Origin of the sequence: Streptomyces europaeiscabiei, from assembly GCF_036346855.1 — a bacterium.
Taxonomy (GTDB): domain Bacteria; phylum Actinomycetota; class Actinomycetes; order Streptomycetales; family Streptomycetaceae; genus Streptomyces; species Streptomyces europaeiscabiei.
In genome coordinates this window covers 6,431,886-6,455,726 of sequence record NZ_CP107841.1, presented here as the reverse complement: position 1 = coordinate 6,455,726, position 23,841 = coordinate 6,431,886, and the positions used below count along the sequence as shown (strand labels likewise).

Annotated in this window: 21 protein-coding genes; 9 read left to right on the top strand and 12 right to left on the bottom strand. The window is 71.3% G+C overall.

Going from position 1 to position 23,841, the window contains the following annotated elements; all coding sequences use genetic code 11:
* The first annotated feature begins 73 nt into the window (after nt 1-73).
* Nucleotides 74-1,270, top strand: coding sequence for a class I SAM-dependent methyltransferase (locus OG858_RS28340; RefSeq protein ID WP_328544297.1), 1,197 nt, complete (start codon nt 74-76; stop codon nt 1,268-1,270).
* Between the two features lie 32 nt (nt 1,271-1,302).
* Here the strand turns inward: OG858_RS28340 and OG858_RS28335 are convergent, their stop codons facing one another.
* The 5 genes from OG858_RS28335 to OG858_RS28315 form a co-directional block, all read right to left on the bottom strand.
* Entirely contained in the window at nt 1,303-2,595 is a 1,293-nt protein-coding gene (locus OG858_RS28335; protein ID WP_408059433.1) for an RNA polymerase sigma factor, read from the bottom strand.
* A gap of 43 nt (nt 2,596-2,638) precedes the next feature.
* On the bottom strand, nt 2,639-2,995 hold the full coding sequence (locus OG858_RS28330) for a YciI family protein (protein ID WP_086751721.1): 357 nt from the start codon (nt 2,993-2,995) through the stop codon (nt 2,639-2,641).
* A gap of 115 nt (nt 2,996-3,110) precedes the next feature.
* Nucleotides 3,111-4,178, bottom strand: a complete 1,068-nt coding sequence (locus tag OG858_RS28325) for an LCP family protein (protein WP_319066259.1) — start codon at nt 4,176-4,178, stop codon at nt 3,111-3,113.
* A gap of 68 nt (nt 4,179-4,246) precedes the next feature.
* The gene (locus tag OG858_RS28320) at nt 4,247-5,614 is read right to left on the bottom strand and encodes an endo-1,4-beta-xylanase (RefSeq protein WP_086750547.1); all 1,368 of its coding nucleotides are present in this window, start codon (nt 5,612-5,614) and stop codon (nt 4,247-4,249) included.
* Nucleotides 5,615-6,237: 623 nt separating this feature from the next.
* Nucleotides 6,238-7,335 carry a LacI family DNA-binding transcriptional regulator gene (locus OG858_RS28315; protein ID WP_086750546.1) on the bottom strand — a complete coding sequence of 366 codons (1,098 nt, stop codon included), beginning with the start codon at nt 7,333-7,335 and terminating at the stop codon, nt 6,238-6,240.
* A 121-nt stretch (nt 7,336-7,456) separates the two neighbouring features.
* Between OG858_RS28315 and OG858_RS28310 the strand changes: the two genes are divergently transcribed.
* The 5 genes from OG858_RS28310 (at nt 7,457) to OG858_RS28290 (ending at nt 13,963) form a co-directional block, all read left to right on the top strand.
* Nucleotides 7,457-8,821: an ABC transporter substrate-binding protein gene (locus OG858_RS28310; RefSeq protein ID WP_328544298.1), complete on the top strand. Its 1,365-nt coding sequence runs from the start codon at nt 7,457-7,459 to the stop codon at nt 8,819-8,821.
* Complete coding sequence (locus OG858_RS28305) at nt 8,818-9,723, top strand: carbohydrate ABC transporter permease (RefSeq protein ID WP_086750544.1); 906 nt, start codon at nt 8,818-8,820, stop codon at nt 9,721-9,723. Before OG858_RS28310 ends, OG858_RS28305 begins: the two co-directional genes overlap by 4 nt.
* Before the next feature lie 9 nt (nt 9,724-9,732).
* A complete protein-coding gene (locus tag OG858_RS28300; protein ID WP_319066262.1) occupies nt 9,733-10,635 on the top strand; it encodes a carbohydrate ABC transporter permease in 903 nt (300 codons plus the stop codon).
* Nucleotides 10,636-10,688: 53 nt separating this feature from the next.
* On the top strand, nt 10,689-13,013 hold the full coding sequence (locus tag OG858_RS28295) for a beta-xylosidase/alpha-l-arabinosidase (RefSeq protein ID WP_319319444.1): 2,325 nt from the start codon (nt 10,689-10,691) through the stop codon (nt 13,011-13,013).
* Nucleotides 13,014-13,225: 212 nt separating this feature from the next.
* Nucleotides 13,226-13,963, top strand: a complete 738-nt coding sequence (locus tag OG858_RS28290) for a PH domain-containing protein (RefSeq protein WP_086746741.1) — start codon at nt 13,226-13,228, stop codon at nt 13,961-13,963.
* Here the strand turns inward: OG858_RS28290 and OG858_RS28285 are convergent.
* The 4 genes from OG858_RS28285 to tsaB are packed head-to-tail and all read right to left on the bottom strand — an operon-like array spanning nt 13,917 to nt 16,486.
* Nucleotides 13,917-14,156, bottom strand: coding sequence for a hypothetical protein (locus tag OG858_RS28285; protein ID WP_086746745.1), 240 nt, complete (start codon nt 14,154-14,156; stop codon nt 13,917-13,919). The genes OG858_RS28290 and OG858_RS28285 overlap by 47 nt on opposite strands.
* Before the next feature lie 14 nt (nt 14,157-14,170).
* Entirely contained in the window at nt 14,171-15,298 is a 1,128-nt protein-coding gene (tsaD, locus tag OG858_RS28280; RefSeq protein ID WP_406198490.1) for a tRNA (adenosine(37)-N6)-threonylcarbamoyltransferase complex transferase subunit TsaD, read from the bottom strand.
* 4 nt (nt 15,299-15,302) lie between these two features.
* On the bottom strand, nt 15,303-15,824 hold the full coding sequence (rimI, locus tag OG858_RS28275) for a ribosomal protein S18-alanine N-acetyltransferase (protein ID WP_086746742.1): 522 nt from the start codon (nt 15,822-15,824) through the stop codon (nt 15,303-15,305).
* Nucleotides 15,821-16,486 carry a tRNA (adenosine(37)-N6)-threonylcarbamoyltransferase complex dimerization subunit type 1 TsaB gene (gene tsaB / locus OG858_RS28270; RefSeq protein WP_328544299.1) on the bottom strand — a complete coding sequence of 222 codons (666 nt, stop codon included), beginning with the start codon at nt 16,484-16,486 and terminating at the stop codon, nt 15,821-15,823. The genes rimI and tsaB overlap by 4 nt, the downstream gene beginning before the upstream one ends.
* 124 nt (nt 16,487-16,610) lie before the next feature.
* On the opposite strand from tsaB, the gene OG858_RS28265 reads away from it, so the two are divergent.
* A complete protein-coding gene (locus OG858_RS28265; RefSeq protein WP_179200800.1) occupies nt 16,611-17,171 on the top strand; it encodes a L,D-transpeptidase in 561 nt (186 codons plus the stop codon).
* A 796-nt stretch (nt 17,172-17,967) separates the two neighbouring features.
* Here OG858_RS28265 and tsaE read toward each other — a convergent pair.
* The 3 genes from tsaE to alr all read right to left on the bottom strand — a co-directional run bounded on the left by tsaE (nt 17,968) and on the right by alr (nt 21,101).
* Complete coding sequence (gene tsaE / locus OG858_RS28260) at nt 17,968-18,492, bottom strand: tRNA (adenosine(37)-N6)-threonylcarbamoyltransferase complex ATPase subunit type 1 TsaE (protein WP_086752962.1); 525 nt, start codon at nt 18,490-18,492, stop codon at nt 17,968-17,970.
* Nucleotides 18,458-19,705: an alpha/beta fold hydrolase gene (locus OG858_RS28255; protein WP_328544300.1), complete on the bottom strand. Its 1,248-nt coding sequence runs from the start codon at nt 19,703-19,705 to the stop codon at nt 18,458-18,460. Before OG858_RS28255 ends, tsaE begins: the two co-directional genes overlap by 35 nt.
* Before the next feature lie 235 nt (nt 19,706-19,940).
* The gene (gene alr / locus OG858_RS28250) at nt 19,941-21,101 is read right to left on the bottom strand and encodes an alanine racemase (RefSeq protein ID WP_086752966.1); all 1,161 of its coding nucleotides are present in this window, start codon (nt 21,099-21,101) and stop codon (nt 19,941-19,943) included.
* Nucleotides 21,102-21,401: 300 nt separating this feature from the next.
* Here alr and glmS point away from each other — a divergent pair, with 300 nt between their 5' ends.
* Nucleotides 21,402-23,249, top strand: coding sequence for a glutamine--fructose-6-phosphate transaminase (isomerizing) (glmS, locus tag OG858_RS28245; protein WP_086752968.1), 1,848 nt, complete (start codon nt 21,402-21,404; stop codon nt 23,247-23,249).
* Nucleotides 23,250-23,291: 42 nt separating this feature from the next.
* Nucleotides 23,292-23,663, top strand: a complete 372-nt coding sequence (locus tag OG858_RS28240; RefSeq protein WP_319066266.1) for a holo-ACP synthase — start codon at nt 23,292-23,294, stop codon at nt 23,661-23,663.
* The last annotated feature ends 178 nt before the right edge of the window (nt 23,664-23,841 follow it).

Below are 23,841 nucleotides of genomic sequence, written 5' to 3'. Positions count from 1 at the left end.
TCCCTCGTCCCTCCCGCTCACCCCGCGCCCCCTCCCCGCCCCACGCCCCCTCCCCCTGACCGACAATGGCCCGGTGAACGCCCAGGACCCCGCCACCTTCCTCGCCCCCCTCCTCACCCCCGAGGGCCGCGCCCTCCTCGACGAGGTGCGCGACACCGATCCGGCGCGGGAGCTGGCCGTGGCGACCCGGCTGCGCCGCGACCACCCGGCGCCACTGGTGTCGGCGGCCCTCGCCCAGGCACGTCTGCGGCAGCGCGCGGCGGCGAAGTTCGGCGCGACGGACGCGGGACGAATGTTCTTCACACCGAACGGGGTCGAACAGTCGACCAGGACGACCGTGGCGACGTACCGGGCCGAGTGCTTCCGGGCGATGGGCGTGCGGTCGGTCGCCGACCTGTGCTGCGGGATCGGCGGGGACGCGATCGCGATGGCGCGCGCCGGGATCCGCGTGCTGGCCGTCGACCACGACCCGCTGACGGCGGCGGTGGCCCGCGCCAACGCCGACGCGCTCGGCCTCGCCGATCTGATCGAGGTGCGCGAGGCGGATGTGACGGAGGTGGACACGGCCGGGTACGACGCCGTGTTCGTCGACCCGGCCCGGCGGTCCTCCGGGCGCGGCCGGATCTTCGACCCGGAGGCCTACTCCCCTCCCCTGTCCTGGGCCGTGTCGGCCGCGCTCAAGGCCCCGCTCGGCGTGCTGAAGATCGCGCCCGGCATCCCGCACGAGGCGATCCCCCCGGAGGCCGAGGCCGAGTGGATCTCGGACGGCGGCGATGTGAAGGAGGCCGTGCTGTGGTTCCGCGGGGACGGGACGCCAGGGGCGCGGCGCGCGATGCTGCTGCCCTCGGAGGCCGGCATCGGCGCCTCCCCCGACACCATGCTGCCCGATCCCCCGGTCCGCCCGGTCGGCCGGTACCTGTACGAGCCCGACGGCGCCGTCATCCGCGCCCACCTGGTCGCCGAGGTCGCCGAGGACCTGGAGGGCGGGCTGATCGACCCCACGATCGCCTACATCACCGCCGACGAACACCACGTCACGCCGTACGCCACCGCCTACGAGATCACCGACCAACTCCCCTTCGGTGTCAAGAAGTTGAAGGCCCTGCTGCGAGAGCGCGAGGTCGGCGTCCTGACCGTGAAGAAGCGGGGGTCGGCCGTCGAGCCGGAGGAACTGCGCAAGAAGGTCAAGCCCCAGGGCCGCAACTCGGCGACGGTCTTCCTGACCCGGGTCGCGGGAGCGCCGGCGATGCTGATCGGGCACCCCGCCTGACCCGCAGTCCCCTCAGGCCCCGTTACGCCCTCTCACGCCCCTTCCTCCGCCCGCGCCAGCAGCAAGGCCCGCTCCCGCTCGTTGCGCGCCAGCCCTGCCGCCCGTACGAACTCGGCGCGGGCCTCCTCCGTACGGCCCAACCGCCGCAACAGGTCCCCCCGCACGCTGGGCAGCAAGTGGTAGTCGCGCAGGGCGGGCTCGGCGGCGAGGCCGTCCACGATCTCCAGGGCGGGGCCGGGGCCCTCGGCCATGGAGACGGCGACCGCGCGGTTCAGCTCCACCACGGGGGACGGGGTACGGACGGCCAGCAGGGCGTACAGGGTGGCGATCTTCAGCCAGTCCGTCTCCGCATAGGTGCGCGCCTGGGCGTGGCACGCGGCGATGGCGGCCTGGAGGGCGTACGGGCCGGGGGCGCCCGTCGCGCAGGCGGTGGCGCGGCCGAGAGCGGTGAAGCCCCGGGCGACCAGGAGGCGGTTCCAGCGGCGGCGGTCCTGGTCCTTCAGCAGGACCGGTTCGCCGGTCGGGCCCGTACGGGTGGCGGCCCGTGACTCCTGGAGCTCCAGCAGGGCCACCAGGCCGTGCACTTCGGGTTCCTCGGGCATCAACTGGGCCAGTACGCGCGCCAGCCGGAGGGCGTCCTCGCACAGGGCGGGACGCAGCAGGTCGTCGCCGGCGGTGGCCGCGTACCCCTCGTTGAAGATCAGGTAGATGACCTCGAGCACGGAGTCGAGGCGGGCCTCGCGGTCGGGGCCGTACGGCACCTCGAAAGCGACGTTCTTCGTCGCCAGCGTGCGCTTGGCGCGGACGACGCGCTGGGCGATCGTCGCCTCGGGGGCCAGGAAGGCGCGGGCGATCTCGGGCGTGGTCAGGCCGCCGAGGAGGCGGAGGGTGAGGGCGATGCGGGCCTCGGCGGAGAGCACGGGGTGGCAGGCCGTGAAGACGAGGCGGAGCAGGTCGTCGTCGATGTCGTCCGGGTCGGACGGCCGGTCGAGATACGGCCCGGCCGCCTCCAGGTCCCGGCCCACCTCGGCGAGCTTGCGCGCGTACCGCTCCCGGCGGCGCACGAGGTCGATCGCCCGGTGCTTGGCCGTGGCCGTCAGCCAGGCCCCCGGGTTGTCCGGCACCCCGTCCCTCGGCCACTGCTCCAGTGCCGCGACCAGCGCGTCCTGAGCCAGTTCCTCCGCGATCCCGACGTCCCGCACGATGCGCGCGACGGCGGCGATGAGCCGGGGCGACTCCATGCGGAAGACGGTTTCGATGGCCGTGCCGGGGTCGGGGGCGGGGCCGACGGGGGTGCGGCCGACGGGGGTGGGCTGTGGGGTCACAGCCCACCATCAGACACCCGGCGGGCAGCCACGCCAAGCAGGCTCAGCCCTCCTGGATCTCCCGCACCTCGCAGGTGACCGTCCAGAAGTCCTCGTGCACCTTCAGGAACCGCTTGGCCCACTCGACGGCCTCGGCCATGTCCTTGCACTGCATCAGCGCATAGCCGCCGACGACCTCCTTGGTCTCGGTGAACGGCCCGTCGGTGACCGACAGTTGTCCGCTCTCCCAGCGCACCCTCTTCCCCTGCGCGGTCGGCGTCAGCCCGGCGGTGTCCAGCATGACCCCCGCCTTGGTGATCTCCTCCAGCAGATCCCCCATCCGCTGCATCAGCTCGGGGCTCGGGCCCTCGGCGGGGGCGGTCTTCTCGTCGATCTGGATCATCGAGAGATAGCGCGGCATGGTCACTCCAAAGTGCATCGGCGGCCGGGGCTTCTCCCCGACTCTCACCCATGCGTCGAACGGCCGCACCCCGGATCGACACGGCCGCCGGATTCCTCGGGAGTATTTTCCGCCGCTACTTCAGCGACTCCCACAGCTCGCTAGCCTCAGACTCGTCCGCCACCACCCGGTTGCTGTCGTAGGGGGCCGTGACCACCGGCATCATCACGGTCCTCGTGGTGTCCGAGGACAGGCCCTTCAGGCTCTCGCCCAGCCTGATCAGTTCGGTCAGTGAGTCCAGGCCGGTGTCCGTCGTCAGGCTGCCGGTGATCGCGTCGGCGACCTCGTAGAGCCGGGTGGGCTCGGCGAGGAGGTCGGTCGAGGAGATCTGGTCCAGCAGGGCCTTCACCAGCTTCTGCTGGAGGCCGATGCGGCCGAGGTCGCTGCCGTCGCCGATGCCGTGACGCGTGCGGGCCAGGGCGAGGGCCTGCTCGCCGTCCAGATGGTGCGTGCCGGCCTGCAGCTTCAGGTGACTGTCCTCGTCGTCGATGTCCTCGTCCGTCGTGACCGTGACACCGCCGAGCGCGTCGACGAGCTTCGCGAAGCCGGCGAAGTCGATCTCGACGTAGTGGTCCATACGGACGTTCGTCATCGACTCGACGGTCTTGACCGCGCAGATCGGTCCGCCGACCGCGTACGCGCTGTTGAACATCACGTTGTACGCCACCGCCGTCGAACCGCCCGACTCCAGGGGGCAGGACGGGCGGGTGACCAGGGTGTCGCGGGGAATGCTGACGACCGTCGCCTCGGTGCGGCCCTCGTCGATGTGGACGACCATCGCGGTGTCGGAGCGGGCGCCCGAATCCTCGTCGCCTCCGCCCAGTTCGGCGTTCTCCTTGCCGCTGCGGGAGTCGGAGCCGAGGACGAGGATGTTCAGCGCGCCGCTCGGCAGGGCCTCGGCGGTGGCCGACGCCTCGGGTGACGCCGCCGACTGGATCTTCGCGGGGCGGTTGTCGCCGAGCGCGCTGTTGATGTCGACGCTCTTGATGTTGCTGTTCAGCCGCCAGAACGCCCAGCCCGCCCCGCTCACACCGAGTACGAGGACGCAGGCGAGCGTGAACCCGGCCGTCTTCAGCCGGCGTCGCCGTCTGCCCGCGCCCCCGTTGTCGTTCCCGCACTCGTTCCCTTCACCCGTCACACACATGAACGTACGTCCGAATTGTTACGGCGAGAAACTACCTGCCGCCTTTCCTTCGGAAATTCTCAGACTTCTCAGCCCAACGTCACGGTCGGCACCGGGTTGCTGCCGCTCCAGGTGCCGTTGAAGCCGAAGCTCACCGAACCGCCACTCGACACGCCGCCGTTCCAGGAGGCGTTGGCACAGCTGACGGTCGCGCCGGTCTGGGTGCATGTCGCGTTCCAGGCCTGGCCGACCTGCTGACCGGCCCCGAACGTCCAGGTGACCCTCCAGGAGGAGAGCGAGGACCCGGCGGCGCAGCGGATCGTCACATTGCCGGTGAAGCCGGTGTTCCACTGGTTGGCGACGCTGTACGCGGCCGAGCAGCCGGCCGGGACCGGTGGCTCGGTCACCGTGCCGCCGAGCGCCGTCACGATGCCGTGGTACGCGGGTTTCGGCGCGTAGTTCTCGTCGTACGGGGTCGCCGCGCCCTGTCCCGGGAAGGTGTCCGGGATCCAGGAGTCGGAGTCGGTGAATCCCCAGACGGTGACGGCGGTGCAGCGGGTCACGGCCACGCAGGCCTTCACCACGGCGTCGTACTCGGTGCGCTGCTGGGCCAGCTTGGCCTCGGTGGCCGGAAGTTGCATCCGGATGTCGAGTTCCGTGATGGCGACGTCCACGCCCAGGTCGGCGAAGCGCTGGATGTTCTGCTGCAGGGTCGACGGCACCTGGCCGAGGATCAGATGGGCCTGGAGGCCGACCCCGTCGATCGGGACGCCTCGCGCCTTCAGGTCCCTGACCAGGTTGTAGAGGGCCGTGCTCTTGGCGTTGACGCCCTCGACGTTGTAGTCGTTGATGTAGAGCTTGGCGGCCGGGTCGGCGGCGCGGGCGGCGGTGAGCGCCTGGGCGATGTAGTCGGTGCCGAGGCCGTTGTACCAGAGGGTCTGGCGGTAGGTGCCGTCCTCGTTGAAGGGTTCGTTCACCACGTCCCAGGCGGCCAACCGGCCCTTGTAGCGGCCGACTTCGAGCGCGATGTGGTCGTTCATCAGCTGGCTGAGCTGCGCGGGCGTCCAGGTGCCGTTGTCGAGCCAGCTCGGGTTCTGGCTGTGCCAGACCAGGGTGTGGCCGCGTACGTCCTGGTCGTGGGCCTCGGCGAAGTCGACGATTCTGTCGGCCTCGGTCCAGTTGAAATTGCCCCGGGTGGGCTCGACGGAGCCCCACTTCATGGCGTTGCCGGGGGTGAGCCAGTTGAACTCCCGGCCCGCGATCTCACCGTAGGTGCCGGTGAGCTTGGAGCCGGTCACCGCGGTGCCGATGCCCTTGCCCTTGGCGGCGGCGAGGTCACGCAGGGGCGGGTCGGCGGCGTGGGCGGCGGGGGCCGCGACGAGCAGGGCTGCGAGGGCGGCCACGCCGGTGAACAGGGAAGCGAGACGGGAACGCAAGGGGGTTCTGGAGGTTCTCATTGCGGGTGCCTCCGAAAGTTTCGGTTGTGCAACCGATTGACTGCGGAGGAGTGTGGAGCGGGTTGTCTCACCCCGTCAATACATCAACTTTCGGCCACACGGGTCACCGGCGGCGCTTGACCGCGTCGGACACCCGTCCGCCGGGTCCGATCCACAGCCGACCGCCGCTCCGCCGTGGCCGGTCGCCGAGTCCGGTCCGCAGCCCGACCGCCGCTCCGCCGTGGCCGATCGCGCAGTTCCCCGCACCCCTTCCGGGCAGGGCTGACTTCGGGGGCAGTTGGCGTCAGGGCACGGTCGGCGTCAGCACACGGCCGGCCTCAGAGCACGGCCTGCCTCAGGACCCGGTCGGCCTCAGGACCCGGTCGGCCTCAGGACTCGGCGGGCGTCCGCACACGGCTGACTTCGGGGCACCGCCGGCGCCAGACGACCACTGACGTCAGAGCACGGCCTGCCTCAGGACTCGGCAGGCGTCCGCACACGGCTGACCTCGGGGCACCGCCGCCGTCAGACGACCACTGACGTCAGAGCACGGCCCGCCTCAGGACCCGGTCGGCCTCAGGACTCGGCAGGCGTCCGCACACGGCTGACCTCGGGGCACCGCCGGCGCCAGACGACCAATGACGTCAGGACTCGGTCGGCCTCAGGACCCGGTCGGTGTCAGTGCCGCTCGGCGGCACCCCCGTACTGCTCCGCACCACCAGGCTCGTCGCCAGTTCCACCCGGGTCGCCGCCGAGGAGCCGTCCTGGCGGCCGAGGTCGAGGACGAGCCGGGCCGCCGCCTCGGCCATCTCCATCAGCGGCTGCCGTACGGTCGTCAGCGGCGGCCCCACCCAGCGGGCCACCGGCAGGTCGTCGAAGCCGACCACGCTCAGGTCCTCCGGGATGCGCAGGCCCAGTTCCCGGGCGGCCTCGTAGAGGCCGAGCGCCTGGAGGTCGTTGCCGGCGAAGACTGCCGTCGGGCGGTCGGGGCGACGCAGCAGTTCCAGGCCCAGCCGGTAGCCGGTCTCGTGATGGAAGTCGCCGGCCTTGAGCAGGCCCGGGTCGACCGGCAGCCCGGCGGTCTCCAGGGCGGCCCGGTAGCCGTCGACCCGGGCGCGGCTGCACATCATCCGCGAGGGGCCGCTGATGGCACCGATACGCCGGTGGCCGAGTTCGACCAGATGGCGGGTGGCGGCCAGGCCGCCCTGCCAGTTGGTGGCGCCGATCGAGGGCACGTCGTCACCGGGGTCACCGGCCGGGTCCATCACCACGAACGGGATGGACCTGCTGGTCAGCAGCGCGCGCTGGGACTCGTCGAGCCCGGACAGCACGAGGACGACCCCGTGCGGGCGGCGCGCGGCGACCTGGTCGGCCCAGGTGCGGCCGGGGGTGAGCCGGCCCGCGCTCTCGGAGAGGACGACGCTCAGGCCCTCCTCCCGCGCGATGTTCTCGACCCCCCGGATGACCTCCATCGCCCAGGCGCTCTCCAGTTCGTGGAAGACCAGGTCAATGAGGGGGGACCGGCTCGCCTCGGCGCGTCGGCGGCGGTAGCCGTACGCGCGCAGCAGGTCCTCGACGCGGGTACGGGTCGCGGGCGCGACATCCGCGCGGCCGTTGAGCACCTTCGAAACAGTCGGAGCCGAAACGCCGGCCTGGCGGGCGATCTCGGCGAGCGTCGCGGTCTGCGTGGACCGCGACGCACGCGCTCTTGTCTGGGTTTCCTCGGGCTTCGCGGGCTTCATGAGCGGGATCGTATCCCTGCGCGACCTCTTGACGAACCCTTTCGACAGTCATACGTTCCCGGAACATTCGAAGTGCCATCCGAAACATTCGCGCGTCCGAACATTCGTGAAGGGTGCTGTCATGGAGCAGAGTAGAGGCCAGGTCACCGGCAACAGCGCGGGCGGCCGGCCGTTCAGCAGGCGCTGGTTCCTCGGCGCCGGTTCAGCCTCGTTGCTCACCGCGGGACTCGGCACCGGCCTCACCGCCTGCGGCTCCGGCGGCGGGGGCGGCGCCGGGGACGGCAAGACGCTCACCGCGTTCGTGTACGGCGACGACGCGGTGAAGGTCCAACAGGCGGGCGTCGACCGGTTCAACAAGTCGGCGGCGGCGAAGAAGGCCGGCGGCACCATCAAGCTGCAGAAGGTCCCCGGCTCCGACTACTCCCCCAAGCTCCGCACGGCCATGGGCTCCCCCAGCGCCCCGGACGTGTTCTTCAACTGGGGCGGCGGCTCGATCAAGCCGTACGAGGAGGCGGGCAAGCTCACCGACCTCACCGACGTCATCGAGGGCGACCCGGTCCTCAAGGACGGCTTCCTGCCGTCGGTCCTGGCCGCAGGCGATCTCAAGGGCCGCCACTACGGCATTCCGATGCGCGGCATGCAACCGGTGATCCTCTTCTACAACAAGGCCGTCTTCGCCGAGCACAAGCTCCAGCCCCCCACCACCTGGGACCAGTTGCTCGACAACAACGCCAAGCTCAAGAAGGCGAAGATCACCCCCTTCGCCCTGGGCGGATCCGACGTCTGGCCCGAGCTGATGTGGCTGGAGTACCTGGTCGACCGTATCGGCGGCCCCGAGGTCTTCAAGCGCATCCAGGACGGCGACGCCGAGGGCTGGGGCGACCCCACGATCCTCAAGGCCGCCGAACTGGTCAAGGAACTCGTCGACGACGACGCCTTCGGCTCCAAGTTCACCTCGGTGTCGTACGTCAACGGCGGCGCCCCCGCGGTCTTCGCGCGCGGCAAGGCCGCCATGCACCTGATGGGCTCCTGGGAGTACTCCACTCAGCTCGGCAAGTTCCCGGACTTCGCCAAGGCGAACCTGGGCTGGGCCCCCTTCCCGACCGTCGAGGGCGGCACGGGCGATGTCCGCAACGTCGTCGGCAACCCCACCAACTACTGGTCCGTCAACGCCCGTACGAAGAACAAGGACCTGGCGGTCGGCTTCCTGAAGGACTGCGCCTCCCAGGCGTACGCGCAGGCCCTGATCGACAACGGCGACGTCCCGACCACCTCGAACGCCGCCGGCCTCCTCACCTCCGCGCCCAACCCCGAGTACGCGAAGTTCCAGTACGACATGGTGCAGAAGGCCCCCGCGTTCACGCTCTCCTGGGACCAGGCGCTCGGCGACGGCCTCGGCACCAAGATGCACACGGAGATAGGCAAGCTGTTCGCGGGCAAGTCCACGCCGAGCGAGTTCGTGACGGCGTGCAAGGGCCTGAAATGACCGTCACGGTCGAGAAGACCCCGACGGCGCGGAAGGGGCAGGCGCACCACGCGAGCCGCACCGGCCGCCCGCACGCCGCCTGGGCCCTCCCCGGCGTCCTCTTCTTCACCTTCTTCGCGGTCGTCCCGATGGCCCTGGCCCTCTATCTCTCCTTCACCAGCTGGGACGGCCTCGGCGACCCGCGGCCGGTGGGCCTCGACAACTGGCGCAAGCTCCTCGACGACCCCCGGATGACGCAGTCCCTGTGGCTGACCGTCGTCCTGACGGTCGCCAGCTGGGTGTTCCAGACGGTCATCGCCCTCCTGCTCGGCGTCTGGGCGGCGGGCCGGCAGCGCAACCGCGCGATCCTCTCCGCGGTCTTCTTCGTCCCGTTCCTGCTCTCCTCCACCGCCATCGCGATCCTCTTCTACGCCCTCCTCGACCCGAACTTCGGCATCATCCAGAAGGACACCCTGGGCTCGCAGAGCGGCGCGTTCCTCGCGATCGTCTTCGTCGGCGGCTGGCAGTTCATCCCCTTCCACACCCTGATCTACCAGGGCGGGGCCCGCCAGATCCCCGACGTCCTCTACCAGGCCGCCGCCATCGACGGTGCCGGCCGCTACCGCCAGTTCTTCTCGATCACGCTCCCGCAGCTGCGCCACACGATCACCACGTCCACGGTCCTGATGGTCGTCGGCTCACTGACGTACTTCGAGACGGTCCTGATCCTCACCAAGGGCGGCCCCGGCACGGACACCGCGATCCTGCCCTACCTGATGTACGAGGCGGGCTTCAAGACCTACGACTTCGGCTACGCGAGCGCCATCGCGTCCTTCCTGGTCATCGCCGCGACCGGCCTCTCGCTGGTCCTGGTCCGGCTGACGGGATTCGGCGCCATGCGCAGCACCCGCGAAGGGATGTGACGGGCCGGAATGTCACACGACACGTTGGCGCGCCCCACGAAGACCGACGAGCCCTCGCGCGAGCGCGTGACCGCCTCTCGCCGCCGACGCCACTGGACCAGGCGCGCCAACCCGGTGGCGGGCCTGGGCGCGTTCATCTGGCTGGCCATCGTCCTGATCCCCATCTACGCGATGCTGTCGGCCTCCCTCACGGGCGCCGACAAGGCTCTGACGGGCAACCCCCTCAAGCCCCCCACGGACCCGACCCTCGACAACTACAACACCGTCCTCACCACCGGCTTCGGCCATCTGCTGAGCAACACGGCGATCGTCGCGGTGTCGGTCGTGGGCATCGTCCTGTCCTTGTCCATCCCTCTGGCGTACGTCACCGTCCGTACCCGCGACCGCTGGTCGAACGCGGCCTTCCGCCTGTTCCTCCTGGGCGTGGCGATCCCGGCACAGGCGGTGGTCGTCCCGTTGTATTTGCTGATCGCGAAACTCGACCTCTACGACACCCTCCTGGCCGTCATCCTCCCGACGGCCGCCTTCGCGATGCCGGTCTCGGTCCTGGTCCTGGTGGGCACACTCCGGGACGTCTCCGAAGACCTGTACGAGGCGATGGCCCTGGACGGCGCGTCCCCGCTCCGGATGCTCTTCCAGCTGACGATCCCGCTGGCCAAGGGCGGCATCAGCACGGTCGTCATCTTCTCGGCGCTCCAGGCCTGGAACGGGTTCCTCTTCCCGCTGATCTTCACCCAGTCCGACGAGCCGCGCGTTCTCACCCTCGGACTCTTCAACTACGTCAGCCAGTTCGGCATCAACATCCCCGCCGTGCTCGCCTCGGTCGTCCTCTCCGGCATCCCGATCTTCGCCGTGTACCTGGTGGCGCGACGGGCGCTGGTGGGCGGGTTGATGGGGGTGGGAGGCAAGTGACACCCCCATCGCATCGTTGCCACTGAAACTCACCAACCCATGACAGGAGTTTCATGACCACGGCCCTTTGGCGTGACCCCGCCCTGCCCGCAGCGGCCCGGGTCGACGACCTTCTCTCCCGGATGACCCTGGAGGAGAAGACCGCCCAGCTCTACGGCGTGTGGGTGAAGAGCGACTCGAACGGCGAGGACATCGCCCCCGACGAGCAGGGCATGACGGAGTCGTTCGACTTCGACGAGCTGATCACCCGGGGCCTCGGCCAGCTCACCCGTGTCTTCGGCACGGCCCCCGTGGACCCGGCGCTGGGCGCGCGTGCACTGGCCCGCGCCCAGCGCCGCATCATGGCCGCGAACCGTTTCGGCATCCCCGCCGTCGCCCACGAGGAGTGCCTCGCCGGCTTCACCGCCTGGCGCGCGACCGCCTACCCGGTCCCCCTGGCCTGGGGCGCGACCTTCGACCCCGCGCTCGTGGAGGAGATGGCCCGGCGGATCGGCGACGACCTGGCCTCCGTCGGCATCCACCAGGGACTGTCCCCCGTTCTGGACGTGGTCCGCGACCCGCGCTGGGGGCGGGTCGAGGAGACGATCGGCGAGGACCCGTACCTCGTGTCCACGGTCGGCACGGCGTACGTCCGTGGCCTGGAGTCGGCCGGGATCGTCGCCACGCTGAAGCACTTCGCGGGGTACGCCGCGTCCGTCGGCGCTCGCAACCACGCGCCCGTACGGGCCGGTGTACGGGAGTTCGCGGACGTGACCCTGCCCCCGTTCGAGATGGCGGTGCGCGAGGGCGGCGCGCGCTCGGTGATGGCGGCGTACACGGAGACGGACGGCGTCCCGGTCTCGGCGGACCCCCACCTGTTGACCGAACTCCTGCGCGACGACTGGGGCTTCACCGGCACGGTCGTCTCCGACTACTTCGGCATCGGCTTCCTGGAGACGAACCACCGCGTGGCGGGAAGCCGCGCGGAGGCCGCGCACGCGGCGCTGGCGGCGGGCCTCGACGTGGAACTGCCGACCCTGCGCTGCTACGGCAAGCCCCTCGTGGAGGCGGTGCGGGCGGGTGAGAGCCCGGAGTCCCTGGTGGACCGGGCGGCCCGCCGGGTCCTGCTCCAGAAGTGCGAGCTGGGCATGCTCGACGAGGACTGGGCCCCGGAACCGGATGTCGAGCGCATCTCCCTGGACTCGACGGCGAACCGCGCCCTGGCCCGCCGCCTGGCCGAGGAGTCGGTCGTCCTGCTGGACAACCCCGACGACGTACTGCCGTTGGCCCCGGACATCAGGATCGCGCTGGTGGGCCCACGCGCCGACGACCCGCTCGCCATGCTCGGCTGCTACTCCTTCCCCTCCCACGTCCTGCCGGCCCACCCCGGCACGCCGCTGGGCATCGAGATCCCGACCGTCCTCCAGTCCCTGCGCACCGAACTCCCCGACGCGAAGATCACGTACGCGGCGGGCAGTGACGTGGACGGTGCGGACACAGGAGGGTTCCCGGAGGCGGTCGCGCGGGCCTCCGAGGCCGACGTCTGCGTGGCGGTGCTCGGCGACCGGGCGGGCCTGTTCGGCCGTGGCACCTCGGGTGAGGGCTGCGACGCGGAGGATCTGCGCCTGCCCGGGGTCCAGGCGGAGCTGCTGGACGCGTTGATCGCCACGGGTACGCCGGTGGTGGCGCTCCTGCTCACCGGGCGTCCGTACGCGCTGGGCCGCTGGCACGGGCGACTGGCGGGCGTGGTCCAGGCGTTCTTCCCCGGGGAGGAGGGCGGCCCGGCGGTGGCGGGAGTGCTGTCGGGCCGCGTCTCCCCGTCCGGCCGCCTCCCGGTGAGCGTCCCGCACCGGCCCGGTGGCCAGCCGTGGACGTACCTCCAGCCGCCATTGGGCCTCCTGGGCGGCGCGAGCAACATCGACCCCACCCCGCTGTATCCCTTCGGGCACGGCGGCTCGTACACCACGTTCGCGTGGACGGACTTCGAGGACGGGGGCGAGGGCGCTGAGCTCTCGACGGACGGAGACGGCACGTACGACGTCTCGCTGACCGTCCGCAACACGGGAGAGCGGGCGGGTGCGGAGGTCGTCCAGCTCTACCTGCACGACCCGGTGGCCTCGGTGACCCGCCCGGACGTACGCCTGATCGCCTACCGGCGCGTGGAGCTGGAGCCGGGTGAGGCGCGGCGGGTGACCTTCCGCTTCCACGCGGACGTGTCGTCCTTCACGGACCGTTCGGGGCGGCGCGTGGTCGAACCGGGCGACCTGGAACTGCGGTTGGCCGCGTCGAGCGTGGACGTACGCCACCGGGTGCGGCTGACCCTGACGGGCCCTGTGCGCGAGGTGGGCCCGGACCGCCGGTTGCACTGCGATACGGAGGTCCGGGCCGTGGAGAGCTGACGGCCGTTCGTCCCTCCGCCTGGGCCGCCGCGTGCGCGACGAACGCGGCCCAGGCGGAGGGGCCGAGGCGGGGACGGGGTGATGCCCTCGGAGTCGCGGCTGTGGATGGTGGCGGGGGTGGCGGCTGCTCCACCGAACAGCCACGTACTCCCCCTCGATACGCGCCGCAGCATCCTTACCTCACGCTCACTGAGACGGGTTATAACGGCCCCATGAGCAACGGCATCGAGCGGGATTACCGCAGACGGCGGGGAATTCCGCCCGCGTTCCTCACCACGCTGGTCGCGGCGGGGCTGGTCTCCGCCGGCGCGCTGCACGCGATGGCGACGCTCGGGCCGTCGGGCTGGGACGTGCTGGCCGTGGTGGCGTGGCTGGCCGTCGCCTGCCGGGCAGTGCTGGAGCAGTGGCGGGCGCGTACGTCCGTCACGGCCGACGGGGTCACCGTACGCGGGGTGATACGCACCCGTAGTTGGGCCTGGTCCGACATCTACGGCATCCGGGTCGAGGACAACAAGGGGAGCGCCCCTCGCTGGTCGGGGTATCTCTACTCCACCGAGGGTCGCCGGATCCGCCTCCCGCACCTCGACGAGTACCAGTTGACCGACCCGATCGCCGAGGTCGCCGACCTGTGCGCCACAGCCCTGCGGCTCGGGCTCACGTCCCTGGAGACGCGACCGGAGGTGGAGGAGCGCATCGCCCGGGGAACGCGACGGCGCATGGCAGCGCGGCGGGCGGGCATCGCGAGCCTGGTCGTCGCGGCCGCCATGTTCGCCCTCACCACCGGGTTGCTCTTCACCGACCGGCCGGCACACACGCTCCTGCTGCTCGGGGGCGTCCCGCTGCTCTGCCTCGCCGTCTTCTTCCTCGCCCTGGACCGCGTCGGCGAAAGTCAGCACCGACGCCTCACCCACCCAGTGACTCGAACCTCCACCGGTGCACCGTCCGACTGACCAACTCCGCGCCGGGCTCCGGCAGTTCGGGTAGATCGGCGTCGTACTCCGCATCCCACCACGTGATGACCAGCACCCGGTCCTGCGGCGCCCTGAGCGTCTCGCGCCGCAGCGGCCGTACGGGAAGCTCCTGGGCCCGCGCCCAGGCGAGGAGTTCCTCCCCCCGCCCGGCCACCGCCCGCGCCTCCCACATCAACGCGACGGTCGTCACGAGTACAGGTTGTCCTTCGCGACCTCGTGCACATGATCGTGATCGTGCGTATGCCCGTGGCCGTGGCCGTGGCCAGCGGCGCGCCCCGGCACATGCGGATCCGTCACCGGCAACGACGAGTCCGCGGACAGGTCCCAGTCCGAAGCGGCGCGCCCCCGCGCCACCATCTCGGCGCCCAGCGCGGCCACCATCGCCCCGTTGTCCGTGCACAACTTGGGCCGGGGCACCCGGAGTCTGATCCCGGCGGCCTCGCACCGCTCCTGGGCGAGCACCCGCAGCCGGGAGTTGGCCGCGACGCCGCCACCGATCATCAGATGATCCACCCCCTGATCACGGCAGGCCCGCACGGCCTTGCGCGTCAGCACATCCACCACGGCCTCCTGGAAGGAAGCCGCCACATCCCGCACCGGAACGTCCTCGCCCGCCGCCCGCCTGGCCTCGATCCAGCGGGCCACGGCGGTCTTCAGACCGGAGAAGGAGAAGTCGTAGGCGGGGTCGCGGGGCCCGGTGAGCCCCCGCGGGAACGCGATCGCGGTCGGGTCACCCTCCTTCGCGTACCGGTCGATGACCGGCCCGCCCGGGAACCCGAGGTTCAGCACCCGCGCGATCTTGTCGAAGGCCTCGCCCGCCGCATCGTCGATCGTCGCGCCCATCGGCCGTACGTCCGACGTGATGTCCGTGGACAGCAGCAACGACGAGTGCCCGCCCGACACCAGCAGCGCCATCGTCGGCTCGGGCAGCGCCCCGTGCTCCAACTGGTCGACGCAGATGTGGGAGGCGAGGTGGTTGACGCCGTACAGCGGCTTGCCGAGCGCGTACGCGTACGCCTTGGCGGCCGAGACACCCACCAGCAGCGCACCCGCGAGCCCCGGCCCGGCGGTGACGGCGATGCCGTCGAGGTCCTTCGCGCTCACCCCCGCTTCCTTCAACGCGCGTTCGATCGTCGGGACCATCGCCTCCAGGTGCGCGCGGGAGGCGACCTCGGGCACCACGCCGCCGAAGCGGGCGTGCTCGTCGACGCTCGACGCGATCGCGTCGGCCAGCAGTGTGGTGCCGCGCACGACGCCGACACCGGTCTCGTCGCAGGAGGTCTCGATCCCCAGGACCAGCGGTTCGTCAGCCATTGACCTAGCCATTGATCTCGGTTCCTTGTACGGATGCGGAAGGGTCGTTGAGGCGCATGACGAGGGCGTCCACGTTCCCCGGCTGGTAGTAGCCGCGGCGGAAGCCGATCGCCTCGAAGCCGAAGCGTTCGTAGAGCTTCTGGGCACGGACGTTGTCGACCCGGCATTCGAGCATCACCTGGGCGCACTCGAAAGTGGTGGCGGTCCGCAGCAGCTCGGTGAGGATCAGCGCGCCGAGGCCGGTGCCCCAATGTTCCCGGGCGACGGCGATGGTCTGGACGTCGGCGACGTCGCCCGCGGAGGCGAGGCCCCCGTAGCCGACGATCCGCCTGCCGCCGCTGTCACCGTCGCCTGCGGCGTCCTCGGCCACGTAGTACCGCCGGGTCGCCTGGGGCCCGCGCGCGTGCGCGAGGTCCGACCAGAACATGCCACGGGACCAGGCGTCCTCGGGGAAGAGGTCCTTCTCCAGCTCCAGGACGGGCTCGATGTCCCACCAGCGCATCTCGCGCAGCACCGGGGTCGTCACTTGGGGGTGACCACCTTGTAGTTCTTGGGCACCTGGGCGTCGGGCCGGCGCAGATACAGCGGCCTGGGCGGCTCCAGTTCCCCGCCCGCCGCGAGCCGTTCGGCGGCCAGCGCCGCGAGGGCGGCCGCGGAGACGTGCTCGGGCGCGCGGGCGTCCGGGAAGGTGCCGGGATAGAGGACCGCCCCGGCCCCCACGGCCGGCAGTCCGGCCACCGCTTCGGCGATCTCGGCGGGCCGGTCGACGGCCGGCTCGGTGACTCTCGTCCGGGCGTCCTCGTACCGCGCCCAGTACACCTCCTTGCGCCGGGCGTCGGTCGCCACCACGAACGGTCCCTCGACCGATTTCTCGGCCCCGGCCGCGTACGCGAGCCCGTCGAGGGTGCATACGCCGTGGACGGGGACCCCGAGGGCGAGGCCGAAGGTGTCGGCGGTCATGAGGCCGACGCGCAGCCCGGTGTACGGGCCGGGGCCGATGCCCACGACGATGCCGGTGACGGCGTCGAGGCGGGTGCCCGCCTCGGCGAGGACCCGGTCGACGGCGGGCAGCAGCAGTTCCCCGTGGCGACGCGCGTCCACCTGACTCGACGCGGCGACGACGTCCGTCCCGTCGTGCAGCGCGACGGTGACGGCGGGGGTGGCGGTATCCAGAGCGAGCAAGAGCACACAAACAGCCTACGGCGCTTCGGGCCGGGCCACGGCCGACCTGGTACACGTCCCCTCTGCTGCTACCGTCACAGCACAGACGTACTTCAAGGGCGTACGTGGGTACGAGAGGTGGACTCAGAAGGTGGCCAGTAGCAGCTCGGTATTCGTGGCCGGGCTCACCGCGGCGGCCATCGCCGCAGTCGGTTTCCTCACCTATCAGGCGTCGGCGCACGCGCCCGACGACCTCGGGAAACCGTCACCCTCCAAGTCCTCGGCGCTCCCGAAGTCCAAGGCCCCCGCCGACCGGGAGAAGGACACCGACGAGGTCCTCCCCGACGACTCGGGCTCCGGCGAACGTGTCGTCTACTCCCTCGACGACGACCGCGTCTGGCTGGTCGGCGCGAACGAGAAGGTCACCCGCACCTTCGAGGTCACCCCCAGCACGGTCGACCCCACCCCCGCCACCTACACGGTCACGTCCCGCTCCGCCGCCGTCACCGGCTCCGACGGCACCCCCATCGAGAACGTCGTCCGCTTCGCCACGGTCGACGGCGTCTCCATCGGCTTCAGCGCGGCGGTGGACGGCTCCACCCCCGAGCCCGACCCCACCACCAAGACGGGCGGCATCCGAGAGGCCCGCAAGGACGGCAAGGCGATGTGGGAGTTCGCCGGCATCGGCACGAAGGTGATCGTGGTCGAGTAGAAGGCGCCGCCATTTTCAGCCGCAGGGCAGCGGGTGGCCGTGATCGAGCAGAGGGCCATTTCCGGCCGCAGGGCAGAGGTTGGTCGTGGTCGAGCAGAGGGCGCCATGTCCGGCCGCCTGCAGAGCGCGGTCCTGATCAAGCAGAGGGCGCCATATCCGCCCGCCTGCAGGGCAGAGGGTGGCCGTGATCGAGCAGAGGGCCATTTCCGGCCGCAGGGCAGAGGGTGGCCGTGATCGAGCAGAGGGCGGCTCCAGTTCCCCGCCCGCCGCGAGCCGTTCGGCGGCCAGCGCCGCGAGGGCGGCCCTGATCGAGCAGAGGCCGCCATGTCCGCCCGCAGGGCAGAGCGCGGTCGGGTCGAACAGAGGGTCATTTCTGGTCGCCGGGCAGGAAACCCCGGCCCTTCAGGGGCGCGGGGAACTGCGCGACCAGCCCCCACCCACCCGCCAGCCGCGACACGACCCGAGACACCCCTCCCGCGGCGCTACGCAGCCCTGGGGCACCGTTCAACCACAGTCCGCCGCCCCTCCACCTTCACCGGCGGAGCCGCTGGCGGAGCCGGCGGCGTGGAGATCACCTTCGCCGCCGCACACGCCGCCAGAAGGTCCCGCATCGACACCCCGCCCGCCCCGGTCGGCTTACGCTCCGCTGTCGACATGGACGCCTCCTGGTGCCACCGGCGAACCAAGTTAGGTAGACCTAACCAAGGACTGGTTACCATGTGACCACGCCGAGGACGGCCGACGCAACATCTTGCCGACGCCTTGTCGGAACAGACGAGCCGCAGACGACCCGGCGTCACGCGGACAGCACACCCAGCTCCACGGATGCCCACCGTTCCCCCAGCCCGGTGACCGTCACATGTCGCACCTCGTCCGTGGTGTCGCCGACGGCCCGGTGGATGACCACGTTCAGCCGGTCGTCCGTGAGCTCCTCGACCTTCCCCTCGCCCCACTCCACGACGATCACCGAATCCGGCAGCGAGACGTCGAGATCGAGATCCTCCATCTCGTCCAGCCCGCCGCCCAGGCGGTACGCGTCGACATGGACGAGCGGCGGCCCCTCCACCAGCGAGGGATGCACCCGGGCGATGACGAAGGTCGGCGAGGTGACCGCACCCCGCACCCCCAGTCCCTCCCCGAGCCCCCGGGTCAGGGTGGTCTTCCCGGCGCCCAACTCCCCGTTGAGCATCACGAGATCGCCCGCGCGCAGGAGCTTGGCCAGGCGACGGCCCAGCTCCAGCATCTGGTCGGGGGAATTTACGGTGATCCGCAGAGACGGCCCGGACTCACCCGGGACGTGCGGTGCTGCTGGCGCTTCCATAGCCACTTACGGTAGCCCCCGCCGGAACGGCCCCCGCGCGGGTGAGGAGGTCGGCGAGCCGGTCGGTCACGACCTCGGGGTGCTCCAGCATCACCAGATGCCCCGCGTCCGGTACGAGCACCAGCTCCGCGTCCGGCAGCAGATCGGCGATGGCCTCACTGTGCTCGCTCGGCGTGACGAGGTCCTTGACCCCGGCCAGCACGAGCACCGGCAGCTCGGCGAAGGTCGGCAGTGCCTCGGTCTTGTCGTGCTCGGTGAACGCCGGATAGAACTCGGCGACGACGTCGATCGGCGTGCCCTCGATCATCCGCTCGGCGAACCGCGCGACCGCCGGGTCGACGTCCCGCGACGCGAACGAGTAACGCTTGATGATCCCGGCGAACAGATCGGCGGTCGCCCGCCGCCCCCGCTCCACCAGCGCGGCCTGCTGCCCCAGCGCCTTCAGCACACCCGGCAGCACCCGCCGCACCGCGTTGACGCCGGCGACCGGCAGCCCGAAGTTGACCTCGCCGAGCCGCCCCGACGACGTACCGACCAGCGCGACGGCGACGACCCGCTCGCGGATCAGTTCCGGGTCGTGCGCGGCCAGCGCCATGACGGTCATGCCGCCCATGGAGTGCCCGACGAGCACGATGGGCCCCTCGGGCACCGCCGCGTCGATGACGGCCCTCAGGTCGCGCCCGAGCTGGTCGATGGTGACCGGCAGCCCGTCCTGCACCTGGCCCGCGCCACGGCCGGACCGGCCGTGGCTGCGCTGGTCCCAGTGCACGGTCCGTACGACACCGCGCAGCGCGGCCCGCTGGAAGTGCCAGGAGTCCTGGTTGAGGCAGTAGCCGTGGCTGAAGACGACGGTGACCGGGGCGGGCGCCTTGCGGCCGAAGAGCCGGCGTCTACGGGGCGAGAGCCCGGCCTCCGGCTCAACGTCGTCGACCTCGTAGTACAGCTCGGTACCGTCGTCGGCGTACGCCTTGCCGGGGGTGCCGCGCAGTGCCCCGTACGGGCCGGTGGAGTCGAGCGCGAGCTGGGCCTTCCTGCGCATGCCGCGTCCGACGGTGAGCCGCTCTATGGCGACGCCGGCCGCCGCGCCCGCCGCGACCACGCCTATCGCCGCCCCCGCGACACCGGCTCTGCGCCAGATCCCGTCGCCGGACGCGGCCGTGGCGGCGGCCGCGCTCGCGACGGCCTCCAGGGCCTCCGCGCTGCTCTCGCTCACGTCCCGCTCCTCTTCGCCGACGGCCGGTCCCGCTCCCACTGGCGCTCCGCACATCCGTACGGAGTCACCAGTCCTGTTCGTCTTTCACTTACTCGTGTTCGGGCACCTATCGCTCATGCCCCCACCCACACGTGCCCCGGATCACACCCGTGGCCACCCGCCCGTGCCGCACACCGGCGATCGCACACCCGTGGTCACATCCTCATGGGCCGCGCTCACGGCCGCACGCGCCCGCTCACTCACCCGTGTTGACGTAGACGCGCGGAACGCGGGTTCCGATGCGCGTCACGATCTCGTACGCGATGGTCCCGGCCGCCTTCGCCCAGTCCTCGGCGGTCGGCTCACCCCTGTCGCCGGCCCCGAACAGCACGACCTCGTCCCCGGCGGCGGGTTCGTCCCCGCCGAGGTCGACGACGAACTGGTCCATGGCGACCCGGCCCGCGACGGTCCGCCACTTGCCGCCGACCAGTACGGGCCCGGTTCCGGAGGCGTGCCGGGGGATGCCGTCCGCGTAGCCGACGGGGACCAGGCCGAGGGTTGTGGCACCGGGCGTGACGTAGTGGTGCCCGTAGCTGACACCGTGCCCCCCTGAGACGTGTTTGACCAGCGCGAGCGAGGCGCTGAGCCGCATCACGGGCCGTAGCCCGAGATCGGCGGAGCTGCCCAGCTCCGGGCTGGGCGAGATGCCGTAGACCGCGATTCCCGTGCGTACGAGGTCGAAGTGGGCGTCCGGGCGGGTGAGTGTGGCGGGCGAGTTGGCGATGTGCCGCACCTCGGGGCGGACGCCCTGGCCCTCGGCGTAGGCGACCATGTCGCGGAAGCGGGTGAGCTGGGCCTCGATGGACGGGTGCCCCGGCTCGTCGGCGCACGCGAGGTGCGACCAGAGTCCGGTGACCGTCACGAACCCCTCGGCCTGAGCCCGCAGCGCCTCGGCGACGAGCGCCGGCCAGTCGTCGGGCTGGCAGCCGTTCCGGCCGAGCCCCGTGTCGGCCTTGAGCTGCACACGCGCGCGCAGGCCCGCCTCGCGGGCGGCGTCGGTGACCTCCCGCAGCGCCCACATCCCGCTGACCGCGACGTCCAGGTCGGCCTCGACCGCCTCGCGCCAGGGCCCGCCCGGCGCCCACAGCCAGCACATCAACCGTCCCGACAGCCCCGCCGCGCGAAGCGCCAGCGCCTCCTCGGGCGTGGCCGTCCCCAGCCAGGTCGCCCCGGCCTCGACCGCCGCCCGCGCACACCGCACCGCCCCATGGCCGTACGCGTCCGACTTGACCACGGCCATCAGCGCGGCGCCCGGCGCCAGCGCACGCAACGTCCGCACATTGGCCCGCAGGGCATCCAGATCGATCTCGGCACGGGCCCGCAGGGGCGCGCTCCGCAGAGGTGCTGTCTCACTCATGTCAGCCCCAGTGTCTCAGAGCCCATGGACGCATCATCGAACGGGCGCAGCCCGGTCGTCAGGGGCACGGGGCGCATCGTTGCGCCGGGGACACGGCGACGGCACGGAACATCATTCGTCTGCTCGTCATGTGATCAGCGATACGTGCCGTACGCGCGCGGGTGAGGGCGCCGCGCGTACGGTCACCCGATATCCGCGCGGCAAGTCACCCGATATGAGGGCTCACCGGACACCACCGGCGTCACGTACAGTCACATATTGCACACGACAGGTCGCGAGCGGCACGACACAGGGGTTGATATGTGCGGAATCGTGGGATACATCGGCTCGCAGTCCGCGCTCGACGTGGTCCTGGCCGGGCTGAAGCGGCTGGAGTACCGGGGGTACGACTCCGCGGGCGTGGCGGTACTGGCCGACGGGGGCCTGGCCGCCGCGAAGAAGGCCGGGAAGCTGGTCAATCTGGAGAAGGAGGTGGTCGGCCACCCGCTGCCGGCCGGTTCGACCGGCGTCGGCCACACCCGCTGGGCCACCCACGGCGGCCCCACGGACGCCAACGCCCACCCGCACCTCGACAACGCGGGCCGGGTCGCCGTCGTCCACAACGGCATCATCGAGAACTTCGCCGCGCTCCGTGCCGAACTGGCCGAACGGGGCCACGCCCTGGTCTCCGAGACGGACACCGAGGTCGTCGCCCACCTGCTCGCCGAGGAGTTCTCGTCGTGCGCGGACCTCGCGGAGGCGATGCGGCTGGTGTGCCGTCGGCTGGAGGGAGCGTTCACCCTGGTCGCGGTGCACGCGGACGCGCCGGACGTGGTCGTGGGCGCGCGCCGGAACTCGCCCCTGGTGGTCGGTGTCGGCGAGGGCGAGGCCTTCCTCGCCTCGGACGTGGCCGCGTTCATCGCCCACACCCGCTCGGCGATCGAGCTGGGCCAGGACCAGGTGGTCGAACTGCGCCGCGACGGCGTCACGGTGACGACGTTCGACGGCCGCCCCGCCGAGGTCCGCTCCTACCACGTCGACTGGGACGCGTCGGCGGCGGAGAAGGACGGCTACGACTACTTCATGCTCAAGGAGATCGCCGAGCAGCCCAAGGCGGTCGCGGACACGCTCCTCGGCCGTATCGACACGGCGGGCTCACTGTCCCTGGACGAGGTCCGGATCCCCGACAAGGAGCTGCGCGAGCTGGACAAGGTGGTCATCGTCGCGTGCGGTACGGCGTTCCACGCGGGCATGATCGCCAAGTACGCCATCGAGCACTGGACCCGTATCCCGTGCGAGGTGGAGCTGGCGAGCGAGTTCCGCTACCGGGACCCGATCCTCGGCCCGCACACCCTGGTCGTCGCCATCTCCCAGTCCGGCGAGACCATGGACACGCTGATGGCCCTGCGGCACGCCCGTGAACAGGGCGCCCGTGTCCTCGCCATCTGCAACACCAACGGCTCGACGATCCCCCGCGAGTCCGACGCGGTCCTCTACACCCACGCCGGCCCGGAGGTGGCGGTCGCCTCCACGAAGGCGTTCCTGACACAGCTGGTGGCCTGCTATCTCGTGGCCCTGTATCTCGGCCAGGTACGCGGCACCAAGTGGGGCGACGAGATCCGGGCGGTGGTCCGCGACCTCTCCCGCATCTCCCGCGAGGTGGAACGGGTCCTCGAAACGATGGAGCCGGTACGGGAGTTGGCGCGCACCCTCGCCGACAAGAACACGGTGCTGTTCCTGGGCCGCCACGTGGGCTATCCGGTGGCCCTGGAGGGCGCCCTGAAGCTCAAGGAACTGGCCTACATGCACGCGGAGGGCTTCGCGGCGGGCGAGCTGAAGCACGGTCCGATCGCCCTGATCGAGGCGGACCTCCCGGTGGTCGTCGTGGTCCCCTCCCCGGCGGGCCGCTCCCTCCTCCACGACAAGATCGTCTCCAACATCCAGGAGATCCGCGCGCGCGGTGCCCGCACGATCGTCATCGCGGAGGAGGGCGACGAGGCGGTCGTCCCGTACGCCGACCACCTGATCCGCATTCCCGCCACCCCGACGCTGCTCCAGCCCCTGGTCGCCACGGTCCCCCTCCAGGTCTTCGCCTGCGAACTGGCGACGGCGAGGGGCAACGAGGTGGACCAGCCGCGGAACCTGGCGAAGTCGGTGACGGTGGAGTGAGCGGGGGCGGGGCGGCCTCGGGCTGAGGCTAGGGTGCGGATCATGCCCATCATCGGAGTCGGCATCGACGTCGCCGAGATCGACCGTTTCCACGCCGCGCTGGAACGCACGCCCAGCATGGCCGATCGCCTCTTCCTCCCCGACGAACTCACGCTCCCCAGCGGGGAACGCCGGGGCATCGCCTCCCTCGCGGCCCGCTTCGCCGCGAAAGAGGCTCTGGCCAAGGCCCTCGGCGCCCCCAGCGGCCTCCGCTGGACCGACGCCGAGGTCTACGTCGAACCCTCCGGCCAACCCCGCCTCCGAGTGACCGGCACGGTCGCGTCCCGCGCGTCCGAGCTGGGCGTCAAGTCCTGGCACATCTCCCTGAGCCACGACGCGGGGGTGGCATCGGCGGTGGTGATCGCCGAAGGGTGAGGGAGGGGTCCAATAGCTCACCCACCCGTCCACTCAACCGCGGGCAATCGTGCCGCTGGGGCGATGGGGTACCTCCCGCTCGAGCGAAGCCGAGAGTGGGGAAGGTGGGCGCAGCGGCACCTCGTAACCGCCGAGCCGCGGAACCCACCCCCGCCCGGCCACAGCCAAGCGCACCCCA